Below are 20,294 nucleotides of genomic sequence, written 5' to 3'. Positions count from 1 at the left end.
CCGCCGAACAGTGCGTTCCGAGCCTGGATTTCCCCAGCGGTCCGGGCGCGCCAAAGTCGCTAAGCCAGCTCCGTGCCAAGCCATTTGGCGGGCCACTCGGCCGCTTTGCAAAAGCACGAGGGGAGCAGGAGGCCTAGGCCACCTGCTCCCCTGCGACTTCAGGCCTGTCGACTCAGAAGGTGTACTTCGCGCCGACCGTGAAGAAGCGCCCGACGGCACCAGACTGATGCCACGTCTGGTTGTAGTTGATGCCGTAGGTCAGCACCAGGTACGGATCGAGCGGCGGCTTCTTGTCGAAGACGTTCTGGATCGAGAAGTTGATGTCCAGGTTCTTCGTCGGCGACCACTTGCCGAAGAGGTCGAAGGTCACGAACGACGGCAGCTTGCAGTTGCCCTTCCACTTGTTGCCGGACAGATCGTAGGACGCGCAGTCCAGGCCCCCGCCGGCGTAGTTGTAGAGCAGCCCGTTGGTCTCGTCGAGGACCGTGCCGTCGCCTTCGTCGGTCACCATCTCGCCCTTGTGATCGATGAGCTTGATCGCGCCGACGTAATTGACCACGCCGGTGAGCGCATAGGGCCCGCGATCCCAGGTCAGCGAGAGGCTCGCGCGATCCTTCGGCGTGCCCGCGCCTGCGCTCAGCACGATGGGACCGTGCGTCCCCGCGTACTCGCGCTCCACGCCGAATGCGTCGGTGCGGCGGAAGCTTCTCACGTGCGTCCAGTTCGCCTGTGCCGTCAGCTTGCCTGCCGAGCCCAGGTTCATCCGATGCCGCAGCTCGAGGTCGATGCCGTCGGTCTTGGTCTTGCTCGCGTTCGTGTAGAAGCCCGTGACGGTCACCAGGTTGCCCTGGTCGTCGTAGTACAGGAACGAATTGGGCTGGGCGCCCGGCAGCTGCGCGCTGATCAGGTTCGGGTGGTCAGGATCCGAGCCGTTGCACGAGAGCTGGCACTGATTGGCGGGAATGATGAGTGCCGGATCGGCCTGCACGATCTCGTTCTTGCGGTCGATCTTCCAGTAGTCGACCGTCAGGCTGGTGCCGGCGAGCGGCTCGGCGATCACGCCCAGGGTGTAGCTCTTGGCGGTTTCCGGCTTGATGTTCGGGTCTCCCTGCGACAGGATGCCGAAGCTGGTGAAGCCGAAGCTGGAGCCGCCGCGCTCTGCCGGGCCCGGGGCACGGAAGGCTTCGGCATACGTGCCGCGGATGGCGACCTGGTCGATCGGCCGCAGCTTGAAGCCGAGCTTCGGCGTCGTGGAATCGCCGAAGTCCGAGTAGTGGTCGTAGCGGGCCGCCGCGCTCAGCTCGAGCCACTTCGTCACTGGCGCGCTCACTTCGCCGAAGAGTGCCGTCACCCGGCGCTTGGCGCTGAACGCCGAATAGCCCAGGCCGACGATGGACGCCGTGTCGGTGAAGGGCACCGGCGGCGTGTTGGCATTCTCCCAACGCGTTTCCGCACCGAGCGCCACGCCGAGGCCACCGCCGGGCAGGCTCATCAGCTCGCGCGACGCCTTGATGTCGAGCGACTTGATGGAGCTGGTCGGCACGTTGGTGAGCGTCGGCGAGATGTGGGCGATGACGCTCGGATCCGTGAGGTTGGGGCTGGTGATCCGGTAGGTGCCGTTGTTGAGCGCCTCCTGCATCCGGTCGTAGATGATGTAGCCGTAGTTGTCGTTCACCAGCCGGCTCTTGATGTACGCCGCGCCGATGTCGAAGTCCCACCCGAACGCCTGTCCCTGCAGACCCTGCACGAGCCGCAGCACCTCGTTGTTGGTTCTCTGGTCGCGTCCGCCGAGCTCGGCCGGCCGATAGCCAAGGACCCGGTCGACGCCGAAGGTGTTGTCCGGATGCCCGGCGGGCAGAACCATCGGGTCGTGGAAGACGACCGGGTTCAGCGGATCCCCAGGCAGATAGACGCCGGCGTCGTTGTTCGCGCCCAGCGTGCCGTTGGCCCTGGACTTGGTGTTGAAGTAGCCCACCTCCAGGTAGGCCGACAGGTTGGGCGAGAACTGCAGCGTGCCCCGGCCGAAGAGGTTGATCCGGTCGATCGCGGGCTGGACTTCCTGTTCGACCAGCGGGTTGTACAGGCACAGACCCGTGTCGGCGCTGACGTTGGCGCCGCACCCGACGACGTTCACGCGCTGGCCGCTGCCCGGGACAGGCATGTTGCGGGTCACGCCGAACGGCGAGTTGATCGTCGCATTGGCGCCGAGCCAGGGGCGCAGCTCGCCATTGTTGGTGTTGTAGAACCCGTAGGGCCGCAGGTCGCTCTCGCCGACGAAACCGCGATCGACCGACCAGATGTTCTTCTGCTGCGAGGCTTCGAGGCTCAGGAAGACGTTGTACTTGTCGGAGTCGAGGTTGCCGAAGCCCACGGTGCCGAAGGCGCGGGTGGTCTGGCCGTCGCCTCGCGAGGCCTGGCCGTATGAAGCGCCGATCGATGCGCCGGTGTAGTTCTTGCGCAGGATCACGTTGACCACACCGCCCACGGCGTCGGCGCCGTAGATCGCCGAAGCGCCGTCCTTCAGGACTTCGAGGCGCTCGACCGCCTCGAGCGGAATGGAGTTGAGGTCGACGAAGCTGCGGGTGCCGTCATCGGCCAGGCCATAGGTCGTCATGCGCCGCCCGTTGACCAGCACCAGCGTCGAGTTGACGCCCAGGCCGCGCAGGGAAACGGCAGAGGAGCCGGAAGCGAAGCCGTTGGAGAAGGAGGACGGGATGGAGCCCTGTCCGTCGGCCGTGATGCCCCGCAAGACTTCCTGGATCGACTGCTTGCCGGTCTTCTCGATGTCGTCGCGCGTCATGACCTGGACGGGGGACGCCGTCTCGGTGTCCGTGCGCTTGATGTTGGAGCCGGTGATCTCCACGCGCTGCAGCGTCTGCTGCGCACTGGCCGGAAGGCTGGCGACCGCAAGGCCGCCGCCGAATGCTATCGCGAGAGCAGAGCAGAGTTGGGTCCTCTTGAACATTGTGGTCTCCTGGTGGTGCTCAAAACTCGGAGTTGGACTGGGGCCGGGATAAAAGTCCCCGACAAGTGGCACCTCGGAACGACAGCGGCGACATGTCCTGCGCGTGAACGCAAGGGACAGTCGCCACCCGTGCTAAAGCGCCCTAAAGGCTTGAATCAGAACTTGTACTTGAACCCGACACGGAAGTAGCGACCGATCGCGCCCGAGTAGTCCAGCGGGTTGTAGCCGATGGCACCGTAGGTTTCGGGATCGAACGGCGGCTTCTTGTCGAACAGGTTCTGGATGGATCCGAAGATCTCGGCCTTCGCGTTGAATGCGTAAACGCCCGACAGGTCGACGGTGTAGAACGACTTCACCTTGCAGCCGCCCGGCGTCGAAACGCCGGGCAGAGCGATGTCGTCGGCCCAGCACGGCGCCCCTTCCTCATCGATGCCCTTGAAGCTGCCCCGATAGTTCAGGTTGGCACCAAGGCGCACCGGACCCCGCTCCCACGTTGTCGTCACCTGCACGCGGTCCTTCGGAGAGCCGATGCAGTTCGTGATCTCGCAGTTGCCGTGGGTGCCTGCGTAGTCATGGACGGTACCGTCCGCGTCGATGACGCGCTGCTTCAGCAGGTGCGTCCAGGTCAGACCGGCGGTCAGCTTGCCTGCGTCGCCGAGGTCGAAGCGGTGCTTGCCTTCCACGTCCAGGCCGCGCGTCAGGCTCTGGGCCGAGTTCACGAAGCGCACGAAGGCGATCAGGATCGGGCCCGGGTCGGTCGCGTTGATGGCTTGCGCCGGGTCGCGAACATACCGGCCGGCATCGACGGCGGCCTGCGTGTCCTCGATCACCGGCAGGCCGGTGCGCTTGATCTGCCACAGGTCGGCGGTCAAGCTCGTCTTGGGCGTGATGTCCCACACCAGGCCCAGGGTGGTGCTCTTGGACTTTTCGGGCTCCAGGTCGGGGTTGCCCGTCTGCAGGTAGGTCGGTGCGACGCCGACGCAGTTCGACGGGGCGAGCGCGGGACCTGCACTGGCGCAGCGCAGCGGGTCGTTCACCGTCGCGCCGGAGAACGCGGCCAGCGAGTTGGCGCTGTTTTCCGCCGACGAGGGCGCGCGGAAGCCTTGCGCATACGTGCCGCGGAAGGCCAGGTTGTCCATGGCCTTGAACTTCGCGCCGACCTTGGGCGTCGTGGAGTTGCCGGCATCCGAATAGTGGTCGAAGCGAAGCGCCGCGTTGAGCTCGAGCCGCTTGGTCACCGGGAACAGGCCTTCCACGTAGGCCGCGTAGATGTCGTGTTCGCCACCGTACTTGGTGAGCGACAGTCCGATGTATTCACCCAGGCCGGTGTAGAACGGCAGGTTGTTGGCTTCATGACGCACTTCGGCGCCGACCGCGACGCCGATGGGACCGCCCTCGAGCTTTCCGAGCTCACGCGAGACCTTGATGTCGGCACCGTACTGGCGGGAGAAGCCCTCGCGCGACTGGTCTTGCAGCAAGGCGTCGTACATCGCCTGCGAGTTGAGGTGAGCGTTCTCGCCGATGCGCCACACCGTTCCGGGATTGGCGGCAATCAGCGCGGCGTAGGCCGGGCTGGCCGCGACGGCGGCGTCGACGTTGGTAGGGGTCGGGTTCAGCAGCGCGTTCTTCACGAGAACGTTCATCCGCTTCTTGAAGACGTCGGTCTGCTTGCTCTCCGAGAAGAACAGGCCGGTGTCGAAGTCCCAGGCCGCCAGGGTGCCCTTGAGCCCCACCACCGCGCGGGAGGTGTGGCTCTTCGACTCGATGATGTTCGGGCCGACGCCGGGTTCCAGCGACGGGTTGTAGGACAGGCGCGCCGCGCCGGCGTACGGGTTGTCCGGGTGTCCCGCCCCGAGCAAGGTCGTGGCCGTCTGCGACTGGGGGATGCCCGAGGGCGTGTTGACGGCCGTGCTGGGCGTCGAGCCCGTGTTGGAAACGACGGACTCGGTGTGGTAGTAGCTCAGCTCGGCGAAGGCCTCGAGATTCGGGTTGATCTGCTTGTTGAAGCGGCCGAAGAGGTTGTAGGTGTCGTGCTTCGGCTGGATCTGCCCGACTTGCTGCCAGATATCGGTGACGCAGCCGCCGCCCGGGTTGTTCTGCGGCAGGTTGGCCGTGGCATTGCAATACGCCTGGGCTGCGGGGAAGAACTCGCCGCGGCTGTGATAGACGTTGGTGGCCGGGTCCCGCACGTTGCCGATGATCGACTGGGTGGTCTGGTTGGCGGCCGGCGGGATCCAGCCGTTGCCGCCGGTGCGTGCCAGGTTGTTGCTCGCGGCGTCCGGGTCGAAACCGAACCCGTACACCGGGTTGCCGATGGCCGAGACGCCGACCGTGCCCCGGCCCATGCGGTCGCGGTACCAGATGGGGTCTTTCTTGCCGGCTTCGAAGTTCAGCAGCGCGTTGTAGCCGTCCTTCTGCATGTCGCCGAAGCCGTGGGTGATGGCGGCCCGGGCTTCGTTGCCGTCACCTTCCTGGGACACGCCGTAGCTGGCCTTGGCCACCGTGCCCGTGAAGTTCTTCCTCAGGATGATGTTCACGACGCCTGCGACGGCGTCCGAGCCGTAGATCGAGGACGCGCCGTCCTTCAGCACTTCGACCCGCTCCACCGCCTCCAGCGGGATGGCGTTCAGGTCGGTGAACGCGCGCTGGGCATCGTCGGCCAGCACGGCGGTCGTGACACGGCGGCCGTTGATGAGCACCAGGGTCGCATTGGCGCCCAGGCCGCGCAGCGAGATGCCGGAGGCAGTGGCCCCGGAGAAGCCGCGGCCATAGGTGAAGGGAACGGAGCCTTGAGCGTCGGCCGTGAGGGTCTGGAGGTATTCGGCGACGGTGCCCTTGCCGGATTGATCGATCTCCTGCTTGCTGATGACCTGGACCGGGGATGAGGTCTCGGTGTCGGTTCGCTTGATGTTGGAACCGGTGATTTCAACGCGCTCGAGGGACTGCTGGGCGAGTGCGGGGGCGACGCTGAGGGCCAGCGAGCCGCCAAAAGCGAGCGCAAGGCCTGTGCAGACCTTTGTTTTTCTGAACATTGGATCTCCTGTGGGGAAGCACTGAAAGGTTGATCGATAGACCCGGGCCCCCACAGCAAGTCACATGCCGATCGTGTGAACCGGCTGTGGCTCGTCTATGCAGACCTGTAAATCAATTGTCACGGTGAGGAAATGAAGGCTTTTCTAGGGTATTCCTTGATCGCCTTGCGGGCCGCTTCGTGCCGACCTGTCTAGACCACCTGTCCAACCCTCGAATTTCCTTATTTCATGCGGGTTGCAGACCGATTGACCCAGCGGGATGACTGCCGCATCGAGCGCTGCGGGATACGGCCTTAGGGGCATGTCCCTACGCCGGGTTTCGTGTCGCGTTGGGTACTCGCAACAGGAGAGGCGCCAATGTGTTGCGCCCGGCGCGCCGCGCAGGCGCGCCTCGCAACTGGTCTAGGCCGATGCCGCCAGGCCGCCGGGCGCCGATGCGCCGATTCGAGGCACGGCGGCCAGCAGTGCACGCGTGTACGCCGATTGCGGCGAGTCGAGCACCTGCTGCGAAGGGCCCCACTCCTCGACGCGCCCTGCCCGCATCACCGCCACCTGGTCCGCAATGAACTCCACCACACCAATGTTGTGCGTGATGAAGAGATACGAGACGCCCAGCTGCCGCTGCAGCCCGCGCAGCAGATTGAGGATCTGCGCCTGGACCGACACGTCGAGCGCCGAGGTCGGCTCGTCGCACACGATGAGCCGCGGCTCGACCGCCAGCGCACGCGCGATCGCGATGCGCTGGCGCTGGCCGCCCGAGAACTCGTGCGGATAGCGCGCCAGCGTGTCGCGCCGCAAACCCACCTGGTCGACCAGGCCCTCGACCCGCTGGCGCCGCGCCGCGGCATCCAGCTCCGGGCGCAACGCGAGCAGCCCCTCCTCCAGGATGTCGAACACCCGCATGCGCGGGTCCAGCGAGGCAAAGGGATCCTGGAAGATGATCTGCACCGAGCGTCGCGCCTCATGCAGTGCCCGACCCTGGAGCGCGAACAGGTCGCGGCCCTGGAGCAGCGCCTGCCCGGTGACCACGGCACGACCGCGCAGCAGCTGGACGATCGCCTTGCCGGTTGTCGTTTTGCCGCAGCCCGACTCTCCCACCAGCGCGAGGGTCTCGCCGGCGCGGATGCGAAACGAGACATCGTGTACCGCGTCGAACATCCTGTGCACGCGCTGCAGCAGACCCTTGCGGATCGGAAAGCGCACGCTGAGGTTCTGCACATCGAGCAGGGTGTCGCCAAGGTGACACGGCGCGTCGGCCGTGGTCTTGGCAGCAATGGGCTCGACCGTGGGTGCGTCCTCGGGCCGCGGCGCCTCCTCGGGCTCGTACAGGAAGCAGCGCACGCCGGCCGCGGCCGAGCCGATCAGCGCGGGCGGCTCGCGCCGACAGCGCTCGAACACCCGATCGCAGCGCGGCGCGAAGCGGCAGCCCGCAAACGCCTGCGTCAGGGGCGGCACCGTCCCGGCGATCGCGGCGAGCGCGCCGCCGCGCTTGCTGCGCTCGGGCAGCGCCCGCAGCAGCAGGCGGGCGTACGGGTGTCGCGGCGTGCGGAAGAAGTCGGGCGCCGGCGCCACTTCGACGATCTGCCCGGCGTACATCAGCGCCACCCAATGCGCCATGCCCGACACCACCGCCAGGTCGTGCGTGATGAGCAGCATCCCCATGCCCTGCTCGCGCTGCAGCCGCTTCAGCAGGTCGAGGATCTGCGCCTGGATCGTCACGTCGAGTGCCGTCGTCGGCTCGTCGGCGATGAGGAAGCCGGGCTCGGCAGCGAGCGCGATCGCGATCATCACGCGCTGCTTCTGGCCGCCGCTCAGCCGGAACGGATAGTCGTCGATGCGCTGCTGCGGCTCGGGAATGCCCACCTTGCCCAGCCATTCGATCGCCTTGGCCCGCGCCGCCGCGCCCCGCAGCGCCGTGTGCGCCTCGATCGCCTCGATCACCTGGTCCCCGATGCGCATCACCGGGTTCAGGCTGGTCGAAGGCTCCTGGAAGATCATGCCGATGCGTCCGCCGCGCACGCTGCGCATCCGGGATTCGGGCAGCGCGAACACATCGGTGCCGTGCAGCTCCATGCGGCCGCCGTCGATGCGCCCGTTGTCCGGCAGCAGGCGCATCAGGGCCAGCGCCGTCATGCTCTTGCCGCAACCCGACTCACCGACCAGGGCGAAGGTTTCGCCGCGCTCGATGCAAAGCCGCAGGCCGTCGACCGCGCGCACGAGGCCTTCCTCGGCGTCGAGCGCCACCTGGAGATCGTCGGCGCGCAGCATCAGCCTGCCGCTCGCTGCGGTCGCGCCGGCAGGATCCGGCGCGGCCGGAACAGCCGCGCGCGCGGGTCGAAGGCGTCGCGCACGGCGTCGGCGAACAGGTTGGCGGCGAGCACCAGCGCCACCATGAAGCCGAAGGCGGCGGCGAAGGACCACCAGACCAGCGGATCGCGGGACATCTCGTTGCGCGCCAGGTTGATCATGCCTCCGAAGCTGTTCATCGCCGGATCCACGCCGACGCCGATGTACGACAGCACCGCCTCGTACAGCACCAGCGCGGAGAAGTCGAGCACGGTCGTGATGATGATCAGGTGCACCACATTGGGCAGGACGTGGCGCCGCATGATGCGGGCGCCGCCGACGCCGAAGGCGGTGGCCGCCTGCACGTAGTCGAGCTCGCGCAGCTTCATCGTCTCTGCGCGCAGCAGCCGGCACAGCGTCGCCCAGCCGGTCACCCCGAGGATCACGCACAGCAGGAACAGCCGGACGTCGGCCCGCTCGGCACCGGTCTCGAACAGCTCGGGGTTCTTGTCGATGAACACCTGCATCATCAGCACGCAGGCTGCGATGAGCAGGACATTGGGCACCGACGACAGCGTGGTGTAGAGGTACTGGATCACTTCGTCGACCCAGCCGCCCAGGTAGCCGGCGAGGATGCCGAACAGCATCGCGAAGGGCAGCGTCGCGAGCGTCGACAGCGTGCCGATGACGAAAGCCGTGCGGATGCTCTTCAACGCCTGATAGAAGACGTCGTTGCCGGTGCGGTCGGTGCCGAACACGTGGTAGTCCTGTGCCAGCACCAGCGTCGGTCCCGCCACCAGGGCCAGCACCAGCAGCGTGAGCAGCGCGGCGCGCAGCGGCAGCTCGGTCTGGTTGCGCAGCAGCAGGCGCGCGGCTTCGGCCAGTCGCAGGCCGCGGCGCCAGGCCATGGCGCCTGCCACGGCTGCGGCCAGGGCCGCGGCGACCGCCAAGCCCCCCAGCATCCCCGCCCCCGCCCGGCGGACGATGTCGGCGCCGCGCTCGGCGACGTCGTCGTGCAGGTGCGCACCGCCGAACTGCAGCCGTGGATGGACGCGCTCGGCGCGGCCGTCGACCTCGATGCTGTCCTTGACCAGCGCGCGGGTGGCCAGCGGCGCCGAGTACGTGGTCTCGCGGCCGGCGAGCTGCCGTGCCAGCAGGAGGTCGAGCACGGACTCGGTGTGCGTGCCGTACGCCTGCTGCTGCGAGACGCCGGGCGCCGGCGGCAGCGCGCGCCGGAAGTGCAGGCTGTCCAGCAGCGCGACGGCGAAGAACATCAGCAGCACCACCGTGGCACACAGGGCGGGTGCGTCGCGGAAGACGCGGGCCCAGGTCGCCCGCTGCGTCGGGCTGCGTCCGATGCGCCAGCCGTACGCGGCGATGGCGACGGCCGTCAGCAGCACCACCACGTCGGACCACAGCAGGACGATCTTCGGCATGACGCTCAGCCCAGCCTGACCCGGGGATCGACCCAGGTGTAGGCGATGTCGACGACGATGTAGCTGGCGATGTACAGCACCGAGCCGACGAATACCATGGACCGCACGATCGCGAAGTCCTGCCCGGTGATGGCGTCGATCACGTAGGCGCCCAGGCCGGGTATCCCGAAGAAGCTCTCGAAGACCAGGCTGCCCAGGAACACGTACGGCAGGTAGCTGCCGGCGCTGGTGATGATCGGGATCAGCGCATTCGGCAGCACGTGGCGCAACAGCACCCGGGGCTCGGCCAGTCCCTTCGCGCGGGCCGTGCGCACGTAGTCACGCCCGACCTCCTCGAGGAACATCGCCCGGTACAGCCGCCCTTCCCCACCCAGGCGCGACAGCAGCGACAGCAGCACCGGCAGCGCCAGGAAGCGCACCGCATCCCATCCCGACTCGAAGCCGGAGATGGGCACCAGGCGGAACACGCGCGAGAACAGGAACTGGCCGACGATGATGTAGAAGAGCGCGCTGATCGACAGCATCAGCACGCAGGTCACGACGCCCCAGAAGTCGATGCGCGAGTGCTTGAAGAACACCAGCAGCAGGGCAAACGCCACGCTGGCGATCACCTGCAGCACGAACACCGGCACGGCGAGCTGCAGGCTCACGACCATGCGCCGGGCGATCTCGTGTCCGATGTCGGTCGCGCTGCGCGAATCGGAGCGGCCGAAGTCCAGAGCCATCAGGGATACCGAGCGCTCCCAGAACACGGTGTCGGTCATCCGCGCTGCACCGCTGCGCGCGTCGTTCCAGTAGAGCGGCTTGTCGTAGCCGCGCTCCACCTTCCATTTGTCGATCTGTTCCTGCGTGACGCGCTTGCCGCCGATGTTCAGGCGCGCCATGTCGTCGGGCGTGTTGACGGTGAAGAACAGCACGAAGGTGAACAGGTTCACCCCGATGAGAATGAGCAGTCCGTAGAGGCTGCGGCGCACGATGTACGTCAGCATCGCCTCAGCCTCGCGTGCCGGCCGGCAGCGCCACCGCCCGCTCGCGTGCAGCGAAGGCGCGCCGCGCGGCCCATCCGAGCCAGAGCGCGGCCAGCGCGATGAGCACGAGCGGCCACCACACCGGCCGGTTCCATTGCGCCTGCCGGGCCGCGCGCAGCGCCGCATCGACGCGGTAGTACAGCGTGTGGTCGTAGACGAAGATGCCGAACTTGCCGTTGGGAATCCACTGCTGGAACGCCCCGCCCGAATAAGGGAAGTAGCCCCAGGCCCACGGCGCATCCTGCTGCGCAATGGCGACCATCTCGTCGATGAGCTTCTGCCGCTGCGGCCCGTCGTCGAGCTGGGCGGCCTGGCGGTAGCGGCGGTCGAACTCGGGGTTTTCGTAGTTGGCTGCGTTCTCGCCCTCGAAGCGCGCTTTCGAATTGGGTCCGTAGAGCAGGAAGAGGAAGTTCTCGGGATCCGGGTAGTCGGCGTTCCAGCCCCACCAGAACACCTGCTGCTTGCCCTTCAGCATCTTTTCCTGGAACTGGTTGTAGTCGGTGGCGCGGATCTCCAACTGCACGCCGATCTTGGCGAACTGCCTGACCATCCAGTCCAGCTCGGCCTTGAATTCCGGCGTGGGCACGCGCTGGTAGTCGTAGTTGATGACCAGCGGCCGTCCGGTCTTCACGTCGCGGCCCTGCGGATAGCCGGCTTCGGCGAGCAACTGCCTGGCCTCGTCGAGCGAGCGGCGCACGACCTGGCCGTTGACCACACGGTGCGTCACCGGGTTGTGCCCCTCCACCGTGCCGTGCCGCGTGCCGAACACGCCCGGCGGGACCGGACCGTGCGCGGCCTCGCCGGCCTTCTGCGTGAAGACGCGCCCGTAGCCTTCCTCCCAGTCGATGGCGATCGACAGGGCATGGCGCAGCTTTCGGTTGCGCAGCTGCTGCTCGGGCGTGTCGCCCTTGCCGACCACGGGGTCCAGCCAGTTGAAGCCGAGGTACCAGTTGCTGGGCTCGATGCTCTTCGGAAAGCGCTGCCCGCGCGCTTCGAACTGGCGCCGGACATCATCGGAGTCGGCCGCATCGGCAAGGAAGTCGGGCCCCCAGTCGGAGCGCTCGATCTCCGGCACGTCAAGGAAGCCCTGCACGAACTTGGCGCGCAGCGGCGTCTTGTCCTTCTCGACCTCGAACACCAGCTTGTCGACAAAGGGCATGGACTTGCCGCAATCGTCCAGCAGGCCCGCGGCACGGTCCTCGGGCATGCCTTCGCAGGGATACGGCACGCCGCGGAAGACCGGGTTGCGCTCCAGCACCAGTCGCCGGTCCTGCTCGTACTGCGTGAGCACGAACGGCCCGGTGCCGACCGGCCAGGTGTCCAGCGACAGGCCGTTCTTCGCCATGCCGGGCTGCGCATAGAACCGGTCGGCCTCCCAGGGGACCGGTGAGAGGAACGGCATCGTCATCCAGTACTTCCACTGAGGGTACTTGCCCTTGATGCGCAGGCGCAGCAGATGCCGCTCGGGCGCCGTCGCGCCTTCGAGCGGGAAGCGGCGGAAATCGAGGAAGGGCTTGTCGAGCGCCGCCGGGTCCAGCCCCTGGCGCAGCTTCGCGTCCTCGGCGCGGATCAGCGGGCCGTATTCCCTGAGGCCGACGACGTGCTCGGCGAACACGCCGTACACCGGCGCCTCGATGCGTGTCGTCGCGTGCCGCTTCACCGCATAGACGAAATCCTCCGCGACGACCTCGCGCGTGCCGGTGTCCTTGAAATCGAAGGGCGTGTGCTTGTCGGCGGCGTCCTCCGCTTTCATCGCGTGATAGCGGTACTCGCCGGCCGGCGTCTTGGCGAACGCCGGATGCGGCGCGTACATCACACCCGGCCGGATGCGCACGTCGTAAACGCTTTCGGCCACCTGCTCGCCGGGAGCATCGGCCGGCAGCGGCTGGCCGTTCCTGTCCAGGTAGCGCGGCGCGACGATCTCGGTGGCCAGCCGCGGCACCAGCGTGTACGGCCGCTTGAGGTAGTGATAGGCGTAGAGCGTCTCGTACACCGACAGCAGGTACGGCGTCTCGTTGAGTGAATACGAGGCGGTCGGGTCCAGGTGGTGCGGCGTGCGCTCCTGGAAGGCGACGAACAGCGTGTTGCTGCGCTCGCTGCCCCGCGGATGCGGGCTGTTGTCGCAGGCACCCAGCAGGGCCAGGCCCACCAGCGCCAATATCGCGAGCGTCTTGCGGCCCATGGATTCAGTGGTGCGCGTGGTCCCAGCCGATCAGCACGTCGCGCCCGTTCACGAGCAGCTCGACACGTGTGCCGACCGGCATCGTGACCTTGGTCGGCACGTGGCCGAACGGCAGACCGGTGAGGATGGGCGTTTTGGTCACCGAGCGCAGATGCGCGACCACCGTCTTGAGCGAATAGCCCCGGTCCAGCGGCGACGGGCGCCAGGCGCTGAACGCGCCCAGCACGACGGCCTTCTGCTGGTCGAGCACACCTGCCTGGTGCAGCTGCAGCAGTCCCCGCTCGATGCGATACGGATGCTCATTGACGTCCTCCAGGAACAGCACGCCGCCCCTGGCGGCGCGCCGCGGCCAGTGCGACGTGCCGAGCAGCGAGGTCACCAGGCAGAGGTTGCCGCCCCATAGCGTGCCGCGCGCCTGCAACCCATCGAAGCCGGCCTCGGTACGGAAGCCGATCGCCTCGAGCTCGCCGCTCATCGCCTCGCGAAAGCAGGCCTCGGTGATGTCGTCCACCGCGTCGCCGCCGAAGTCGTCGCAGGCGAGCGGTCCGGCCCAGGTCACCCCGTCGGCATGCGCCAGCAGGCCCAGCTGCAGTGCCGTCAGGTCACTCTGGCCGACCCAGCGCGTGCCCTTCTCCACACTGCGCGCGATGCGCTTCCAGTCGATGCGGTCGAGCAGCCGCGTGAGCCCGTAGCCGCCGCGGGTGGCGAAGGCGATGTCGGGTGCGCCGGCGGCGACGCGGTGCAGCGCCGCGAGGCGCGTGTCGTCGTCGCCGCCGAAGCGCTGGTGCCGGGCCAGCGCCGCTTCGTCGACCTGCACGTCGAAGCCGTAGCCGGCGAGGCGCCTGGCCGCGCGGCGCAGCGGGGTGGCGGCCTTGAGCACGCCGGCGGGCGTGTAAAGGCACAAGGAGGTGGCGGTCATCGTGCGATCAGGACGTGGGCGGCGGCGTGTCGACCTCGACCGCCTCGCCAGTGGGAATCGGACCGGGCTCGGTGTCCTCGCCTGCGTCCGTCGACGTGCCGCGTCGCTGGCGATACAGCTCGCGCCGCTCGGCGAAGAAGTCGCGCAGCACCTTGCCGCAGTCCTCGGCCAGCAGGCCGCCCTCGACCTGCGTGTGGTGGTTCAGCCGCGGCTCGGCGAACAGGTTCACCACCGAGCCGGCGGCGCCCGTCTTCGGGTCGGGCGCGCCGAACACCACGCGCTTGAAGCGCGCGTGCATCAGCGCCATGGCGCACATCGCGCACGGCTCCAGCGTCACGTACAGCTCGCATTCGGGCAAGCGGTAGTTCGACAACAGGGTGGCCGCGTGACGCAGCGCGACGATCTCGGCGTGCGCGGTCGGATCGTTCTCGGTGATGGGCCGGTTGTAGCCGGTGGCGATGACCTGCCCGGCGCGCATGATGACCGCGCCCACCGGCACCTCGCCGACGAGCCAGGCGTTCTGCGCCTGGTCGAGGGCGATGCGCATGGCATGTTCGTCGGACGGCGTCATGACGACCCGGTCCGCCAAGGAGTGATCGACACGATGTGTCTCACGAATCCGTCATTCCCATTCGATGGTGGCAGGCGGCTTGCTCGACACATCGTAAGTGACACGGTTGATCCCGCGCACCTCGTTGATGATGCGCCCCGACACCCGCTTGAGCAGGCTGTACGGCAACTCGGCCCAGTCGGCCGTCATGAAGTCGCTGGTCTGCACCGCGCGCAGCGCGACCACGTGGTCGTAGGTGCGGCCGTCGCCCATCACGCCGACGCTCTTGACCGGCAGGAACACGGTGAAGGCCTGGCTGGTGAGCTCGTACCAGGTCTTGCCGCTGACCGGGTCGGTGGTGTTGCGCAGCTCCTCGATGAAGATGGCGTCGGCGCGGCGCAGCAGGTCGGCGTAGCTTTTCTTCACCTCGCCGAGGATGCGCACGCCGAGCCCCGGGCCCGGGAAGGGGTGGCGGTACACCATGTCGTGCGGCAGGCCCAGCGCCACGCCCAGCTCGCGCACCTCGTCCTTGAACAGCTCGCGCAGCGGCTCGAGCAGCTTGAGCCCCAGCGTCTCGGGCAGGCCGCCGACATTGTGGTGGCTCTTGATCGTCGTCGCCTTCTTCGTCTTGGCGCCGCCGCTTTCGATGACGTCGGGGTAGATGGTGCCCTGCGCCAGCCACTTCGCGGACTTGAGCTTCTTCGCTTCGCGCTGGAACACCTCGACGAACTCGCGGCCGATGATCTTGCGCTTGGCCTCGGGATCGGCCACGCCGGACAGGTGGCCGAGAAACTGCTCGCTGGCGTCGACGTGCACCACCTTCGCGTGCAGGCGGCCGGCGAACATCTCCATCACCATCGCCCCTTCATTGAGGCGCAGCAAGCCGTGGTCGACGAACACGCAGGTGAGCTGGTCGCCGATCGCGCGATGGATGAGCGCCGCGGCGACGCTGGAGTCGACCCCGCCCGACAGGCCCAGGATGACCTCCTCGCTGCCGACCTGCTCGCGGATGCGCGCTACCGCTTCGTCGATGTAGTTGCCCATCACCCAGTCGGGCCTGGCGCCGCAGATGCCCAGCACGAAGCGGTCGAGCAGCTCGCGGCCCTGCACCGTGTGCGTGACCTCGGGGTGGAACTGCACGCCGTAGTAGCGGCGCGCCTCGTCGGCGATGCCGGCGATCGGACAGCTCGGCGTCGACGCCATCAGCTTGAATCCCGGCGGCAGCCTGGTCACCTTGTCGCCGTGGCTCATCCACACCTTGAGCATGCCGTGGCCCTCGCCGGTGCGGAAGTCCTCGATGGCACGCAGCAGCTCGGTGTGCCCATGCGCCCTCACTTCGGCGTAGCCGAACTCGCGATGCGAGCTCGCTTCCACCTCGCCGCCCAGCTGCACCGTCATCGTGAACATGCCGTAGCAGATACCCAGCACCGGCACGCCCAGCTCCCAGACCGCCTGCGGCGCGCGCAGCTCCTGATCCTCGTAGGTGCTGGCATGGCTGCCCGACAGGATGACGCCCTTGGGGTTGAACTCGCGGAGGAAGTCGTCGCTGACGTCGTTGGGATGGATCTCGCAGTAGACGTGCGCCTCGCGCACGCGCCGCGCAATGAGCTGGGTGACCTGGGAGCCGAAGTCGAGGATGAGGATCTTGTCGTGCATGAAGAGACGCTCAGACGTTGGAGCCCGCAGCCTCCTGCGCTGCGGGTCGGGCGCGGCGGGTGCCGCGAAAGTGGAGCCAGGCCGCGACCAGCGCGACGCACTGCAGCGCCGCGCACACGTAGAACGGCGTGCCGATGCGCCAGTCGCCATGCGGAAGATGGGCCACCAGGGCGAGCAGGGGCGGTCCGATCAGCGGCCCGCCCACGGCCATCAGGCTGTTCAGCGAGCTGACCGCGCCCATGGTGCGGCCCTGGGTGCGGGCGTCGGCGGCGCCCGACACGAGGCTCTGCACCGATGCAGCCACCGTGAACCCGAGCAGGTTGACGATGATGATCGCGTACATCATCCAGCCCTCGGGGGCCGCGCCGTAGAGGGCGTACGCCAGCGTGGACGACACCAGCCCGATGATCGCCAGCCGCTGCGCGCTGAAGCGCTTGAGCAGGCGGCCGAGCAGCACGCCCTGCACCAGCACCGACATCAGCCCGACCACCGCGAGCGACGCGCCGTTGTCGCGCATGGTCCAGCCGAACTTGAAGGTCGTGTAGAGCACCCAGGTGCTGTAGAGGATGAACTGCGCCAATCCCGTGAACGCGATCACCACGACCAGCAGGCCCACGCCCTTGAGCTGCGTGAGCGCCCGCAGCGATGTCAGCGGATTGGCCCTTTTCCATTCGAAGGGATGGCGGCGGTCGGCCGGCAGCGATTCGGGGAGCACGAACCAGCCGTAGGCCAGGTTCGCGATCGCCAGGCTGCCGGCGACGAAGAACGGCAGGTGCAGGTCGATGTCGCCCAGCCAGCCGCCGAGCGCCGGCCCGAGGATGAAGCCGACGCCGAACATGGCGCCCAGCATGCCGAAGCGCTGCGCGCGCTGCTCGGGCGGCGTGATGTCGGCGACGTAGGCGTTGGCCACCGCGGCATTCGACTGCATCGCTCCGCCCACCAGCCGCACCGCGATCAGCATCCACAGCGCCGTGCTCAGCGCGGTGGCGAAGAAGTTGAGGGCCAGGCCGCAGAAGCCCAGCAGCAGGACCGGTCGGCGGCCGAAGCGGTCGGACAGCGCCCCGAGGATGGGCGAGCCGAAGAAGTTGGCGATGCCGAAGGCAAAGACCACCGCGCTGTAGCCGAAGGCCTGGTCGGCCTTGGAGCTGCTGAAGCTGCCCACCAGCGCGGGCAGCGGCGGCACGATGATCCCGACGGCCATCATGTCGATCAGCACCGTCAGCATGATGAAGCGCATCGCCGCGGGACGCTTCGCTGCGGTCGGGGACAGGTCGGTGGTCGGGAGGGTCAAGGGATTCGGCTTCTCTGAAACGACGAGCGCCGCGGCTGGGGCGCGGCGCTCGCGGGTGGGGCAGCGCCGGGAGTCACTCCATGCGGTAGTTCGGCGCTTCCTTGGTGATCTGCACGTCGTGCACGTGGCTCTCGCGGATGCCTGCCGAGGTGATCTCGACGAACTCGGCCTTGTTGCGCATCTCGTCGATCGAGGCGCAGCCGCAATAGCCCATCGACGCGCGCAGGCCGCCGGCCATCTGGAACACGATGGACACCATCGACCCCTTGTAGGGCACCCGGCCCTCGATGCCTTCGGGCACGAGCTTGTCGGCGTTGGGATTGGCGCCGGTGTTGTCCTGGAAATAGCGGTCCGCGCTGCCCTGCTGCATGGCCCCGATGGAGCCCATGCCGCGGTAGCTCTTGTAGCTGCGGCCCTGGAACAGCACGATCTCGCCGGGCGCTTCTTCGGTGCCGGCGAACATGCCGCCCATCATCACCGTGTGCGCGCCGGCCGCGATGGCCTTGGCGATGTCGCCGGAGTAGCGGATGCCGCCGTCGGCGATGAGCGGCACGCCGCTGCCCTTGAGCGCGGTGGCGACGTTGTCGATGGCGGTGATCTGCGGCACCCCGACGCCGGCCACGATGCGGGTGGTGCAGATGGAGCCGGGGCCGATGCCGACCTTGACGCCGTCGGCGCCGGCTTCGAGCAGCGCGCGCGCCGCGGCGCCGGTGGCGATGTTGCCGCCGATCACGTCGACATGCGGGTAGTTGTGCTTCACCCAGCGCACGCGATCGATCACGCCGGCGCTGTGGCCGTGCGCGGTGTCGACGACGAGGACGTCGACGCCCGACTTGGCGAGCAGCTCGACACGCTCTTCGGTGCCCTCGCCCACGCCGACCGCCGCGCCGACGCGCAGCTTGCCGTGTGCATCGCGCGCGGCATTGGGAAAGCTCGTCTGCTTGGTGATGTCCTTCACTGTCATCAGGCCGCGCAGCTCGAAGGCGTCGTTCACCACCAGCACCCGCTCGAGCTTGTGCCTGTGCATCAGCGCCTTGCCTTCCTGCAGCGTGGCGCCTTCGCCGACGGTGACCAGCCGCTCGCGCGGGGTCATGATGTCGCGCACCGGAGCGTCGAGGCGGGTCTCGAAGCGCAGGTCGCGGTTGGTGACGATGCCGGCGACACGCGTGCCGTCGAGCACCGGAAAGCCGGACACGCCGTGCTGGCGCGACAGCTCGATGACCTGGCGCACCGGCGTGTCGGGCGTGACGGTGATCGGGTCGCGCAGCACGCCCGACTCGTAGCGCTTGACGCGCGCCACCTCGGCCGCCTGCTGCTTCGGCGTGAGGTTCTTGTGCACGATGCCGATGCCGCCCTCTTGCGCGATGGCGATGGCCAGGCGCGCCTCGGTCACGGTGTCCATGGCGGCGGACACCAGCGGCAGGTTCAGGCGGATGTTGCGGGAGAGGGAGGTCGACAGGCTGGTGTCGCGAGGCAACACCTGGGAGAAGGCCGGCACCAACAACACGTCGTCGAAGGTGAGCGCTTTGCCGAGAAGGCGCATGAGGAAAGCTCCAGACGCAAAAGCGGATTATACGGATGCGGAACAACTTCACGGTTGACGATGCCGTGCGCCGTGACGGAATCCACGCGAGCACTACACTGCCCGTTTCCGCCTCTCGCAACGTCCGCATCGCCATGGCCCGATTGAGCATCGTCGTCCTCTCCGCCCTGCTGGGCGCCACGATCGCCATGCCGGCGGCGGCGCAATGGAAGTGGCGCGACAAGGGTGGCCAGATCCAGTACAGCGACCTGCCGCCGCCGGCCGGCGTGTCCGAGCAGGACATCCTGCAGCGACCCAGCGCGGCACAGCGGCGCACTCCGACCCCTTCGGTCGCCGCGGCGTCCGCAGCACCTGCTGCCGATGCCGCGTCCAGGCGTGTCGAGCCCGAGCTCGAAGCCAAGCGCCGCAAGGTCGAGGAAGAACTGGCCGCGAAGAACAAGGCCGATCAGGAGAAGGCGGCCGCACAGCGCGCCGAGAGCTGCGCCCGGGCCAGGGGCTATGCGCGCACGCTGGACGACGGTGTGCGCATAGTGCGCACCAATGAGAAGGGCGAGCGCGAGATCCTCGACGACAAGGCGCGCGCCGAGGAGACGAAGAAGGCGCGCGAGATCATCGCCGCCGATTGCAAGTAGCGCCGCTCAGCGCGCCGGCTTGAGCTTCTCCCGGTGGCTGCGATAGCGCTGCCGCCTCGCCTCCTTCGGATCGACCTTCAGCGGCCGGTACACCTCGACCCTGTCGCCGTCGCGCAGCACCGCGTCCAGCGCGCGCAGCTTGCCCCACACGCCGACCTTCTGCGCCTGCACATCGATGTCCGGATGACGCTCGAGCACGCCGCTGGCACGCAGTGCGTCGTGCACCGTCGCGCCCTGCGCCAGCGTCACACGGCAGTGGTCCACCTGGCGCGCGTCCGGGCTGTAGGCCACGACGACGGTGATGGCCCCTGCGGCCTCATCGGGGCCCATACACCTGCTCGGCCCGCTTGACGAACGAATCGACGAAGGTGTTCGCGATCTTGTCGAACACCGGGCTCACCATGGCCTCCAGCGCAAGGCTGGAGAAGGCATAGCGCATGTCGAACTCGATCTTGCAGGCCTTGTCGTGCGAGCCCAGCCGCACGAACTTCCACGTGCCGTCGAGCTTGGAGAAGGGCCCGTCGACCAGCGCGACGATGACCGACTCGTCCTTCGCATGCTCGTTGCGCGTCGTGAAGGCATGGCGCACGCCGGCGTAGTGCAGGTGCAGCCGCGCCGTCATGCCGCCCGAGTGGGTCTCGAGCACGTCGGCGCGCTCGCACCACGGCAGGAACTTCGGGTAGTCCTTCACCGCCGTGACCAACTGGTACATCTCGTGAGGCGAGTACCACAGCAGGACGGACTTCTTGACGTGCTTCATACAATGGTCCGGAT

General features: G+C 67.8%; 14 protein-coding genes. 1 reads left to right on the top strand and 13 read right to left on the bottom strand.

The genetic code is table 11. The features are described from left to right. Positions 1–172: 172 nt before the first annotated feature. The 11 genes from P7V53_RS14350 to guaB all read right to left on the bottom strand — a co-directional run bounded on the left by P7V53_RS14350 (position 173) and on the right by guaB (position 18,888). Positions 173–2,965 carry a TonB-dependent receptor gene (locus tag P7V53_RS14350; protein WP_280156153.1) on the bottom strand — a complete coding sequence of 931 codons (2,793 nt, stop codon included), beginning with the start codon at positions 2,963–2,965 and terminating at the stop codon, positions 173–175. Between the two features lie 155 nt (positions 2,966–3,120). Further along, a complete protein-coding gene (locus P7V53_RS14345; RefSeq protein WP_280156152.1) occupies positions 3,121–5,997 on the bottom strand; it encodes a TonB-dependent receptor in 2,877 nt (958 codons plus the stop codon). Positions 5,998–6,399: 402 nt separating this feature from the next. Further along, entirely contained in the window at positions 6,400–8,265 is a 1,866-nt protein-coding gene (locus P7V53_RS14340) for a dipeptide ABC transporter ATP-binding protein (protein WP_280156151.1), read from the bottom strand. Then, positions 8,265–9,719 (bottom strand): ABC transporter permease, encoded by a 1,455-nt coding sequence (locus P7V53_RS14335; RefSeq protein WP_280156150.1) that lies wholly within the window; start codon positions 9,717–9,719, stop codon positions 8,265–8,267. The genes P7V53_RS14340 and P7V53_RS14335 overlap by 1 nt, the downstream gene beginning before the upstream one ends. 5 nt (positions 9,720–9,724) lie before the next feature. Continuing rightward, the gene (locus P7V53_RS14330; protein ID WP_280156149.1) at positions 9,725–10,708 is read right to left on the bottom strand and encodes an ABC transporter permease; all 984 of its coding nucleotides are present in this window, start codon (positions 10,706–10,708) and stop codon (positions 9,725–9,727) included. Between the two features lie 4 nt (positions 10,709–10,712). Then, complete coding sequence (locus P7V53_RS14325) at positions 10,713–12,929, bottom strand: ABC transporter substrate-binding protein (RefSeq protein ID WP_280156148.1); 2,217 nt, start codon at positions 12,927–12,929, stop codon at positions 10,713–10,715. Between the two features lie 4 nt (positions 12,930–12,933). Continuing rightward, positions 12,934–13,848 carry an LD-carboxypeptidase gene (locus P7V53_RS14320; RefSeq protein ID WP_280156147.1) on the bottom strand — a complete coding sequence of 305 codons (915 nt, stop codon included), beginning with the start codon at positions 13,846–13,848 and terminating at the stop codon, positions 12,934–12,936. A 7-nt stretch (positions 13,849–13,855) separates the two neighbouring features. Further along, complete coding sequence (gene tadA / locus P7V53_RS14315) at positions 13,856–14,419, bottom strand: tRNA adenosine(34) deaminase TadA (protein ID WP_280156146.1); 564 nt, start codon at positions 14,417–14,419, stop codon at positions 13,856–13,858. 51 nt (positions 14,420–14,470) lie between these two features. Then, the gene (gene guaA / locus P7V53_RS14310; RefSeq protein WP_280156145.1) at positions 14,471–16,054 is read right to left on the bottom strand and encodes a glutamine-hydrolyzing GMP synthase; all 1,584 of its coding nucleotides are present in this window, start codon (positions 16,052–16,054) and stop codon (positions 14,471–14,473) included. 10 nt (positions 16,055–16,064) lie between these two features. Beyond that, on the bottom strand, positions 16,065–17,345 hold the full coding sequence (locus P7V53_RS14305) for an MFS transporter (RefSeq protein WP_280156144.1): 1,281 nt from the start codon (positions 17,343–17,345) through the stop codon (positions 16,065–16,067). 73 nt (positions 17,346–17,418) lie between these two features. Next, the gene (guaB, locus tag P7V53_RS14300) at positions 17,419–18,888 is read right to left on the bottom strand and encodes an IMP dehydrogenase (protein WP_280156143.1); all 1,470 of its coding nucleotides are present in this window, start codon (positions 18,886–18,888) and stop codon (positions 17,419–17,421) included. Between the two features lie 134 nt (positions 18,889–19,022). Here guaB and P7V53_RS14295 point away from each other — a divergent pair, with 134 nt between their 5' ends. Next, the gene (locus tag P7V53_RS14295; RefSeq protein ID WP_280156142.1) at positions 19,023–19,520 is read left to right on the top strand and encodes a DUF4124 domain-containing protein; all 498 of its coding nucleotides are present in this window, start codon (positions 19,023–19,025) and stop codon (positions 19,518–19,520) included. 6 nt (positions 19,521–19,526) lie between these two features. Here P7V53_RS14295 and P7V53_RS14290 read toward each other — a convergent pair whose 3' ends face one another. Together P7V53_RS14290 and P7V53_RS14285 are read right to left on the bottom strand one after the other, a co-directional pair. Next, positions 19,527–19,850: an RnfH family protein gene (locus tag P7V53_RS14290; protein WP_280156141.1), complete on the bottom strand. Its 324-nt coding sequence runs from the start codon at positions 19,848–19,850 to the stop codon at positions 19,527–19,529. Further along, positions 19,837–20,280: a type II toxin-antitoxin system RatA family toxin gene (locus P7V53_RS14285; protein ID WP_280156140.1), complete on the bottom strand. Its 444-nt coding sequence runs from the start codon at positions 20,278–20,280 to the stop codon at positions 19,837–19,839. Before P7V53_RS14285 ends, P7V53_RS14290 begins: the two co-directional genes overlap by 14 nt. Positions 20,281–20,294 lie beyond the last annotated feature (14 nt).

The sequence above is a fragment of the Piscinibacter sp. XHJ-5 genome, from assembly GCF_029855045.1.
Lineage (GTDB): Bacteria > Pseudomonadota > Gammaproteobacteria > Burkholderiales > Burkholderiaceae_C > Albitalea.
This window is presented reverse-complemented; position numbering and strand designations above follow the sequence as displayed.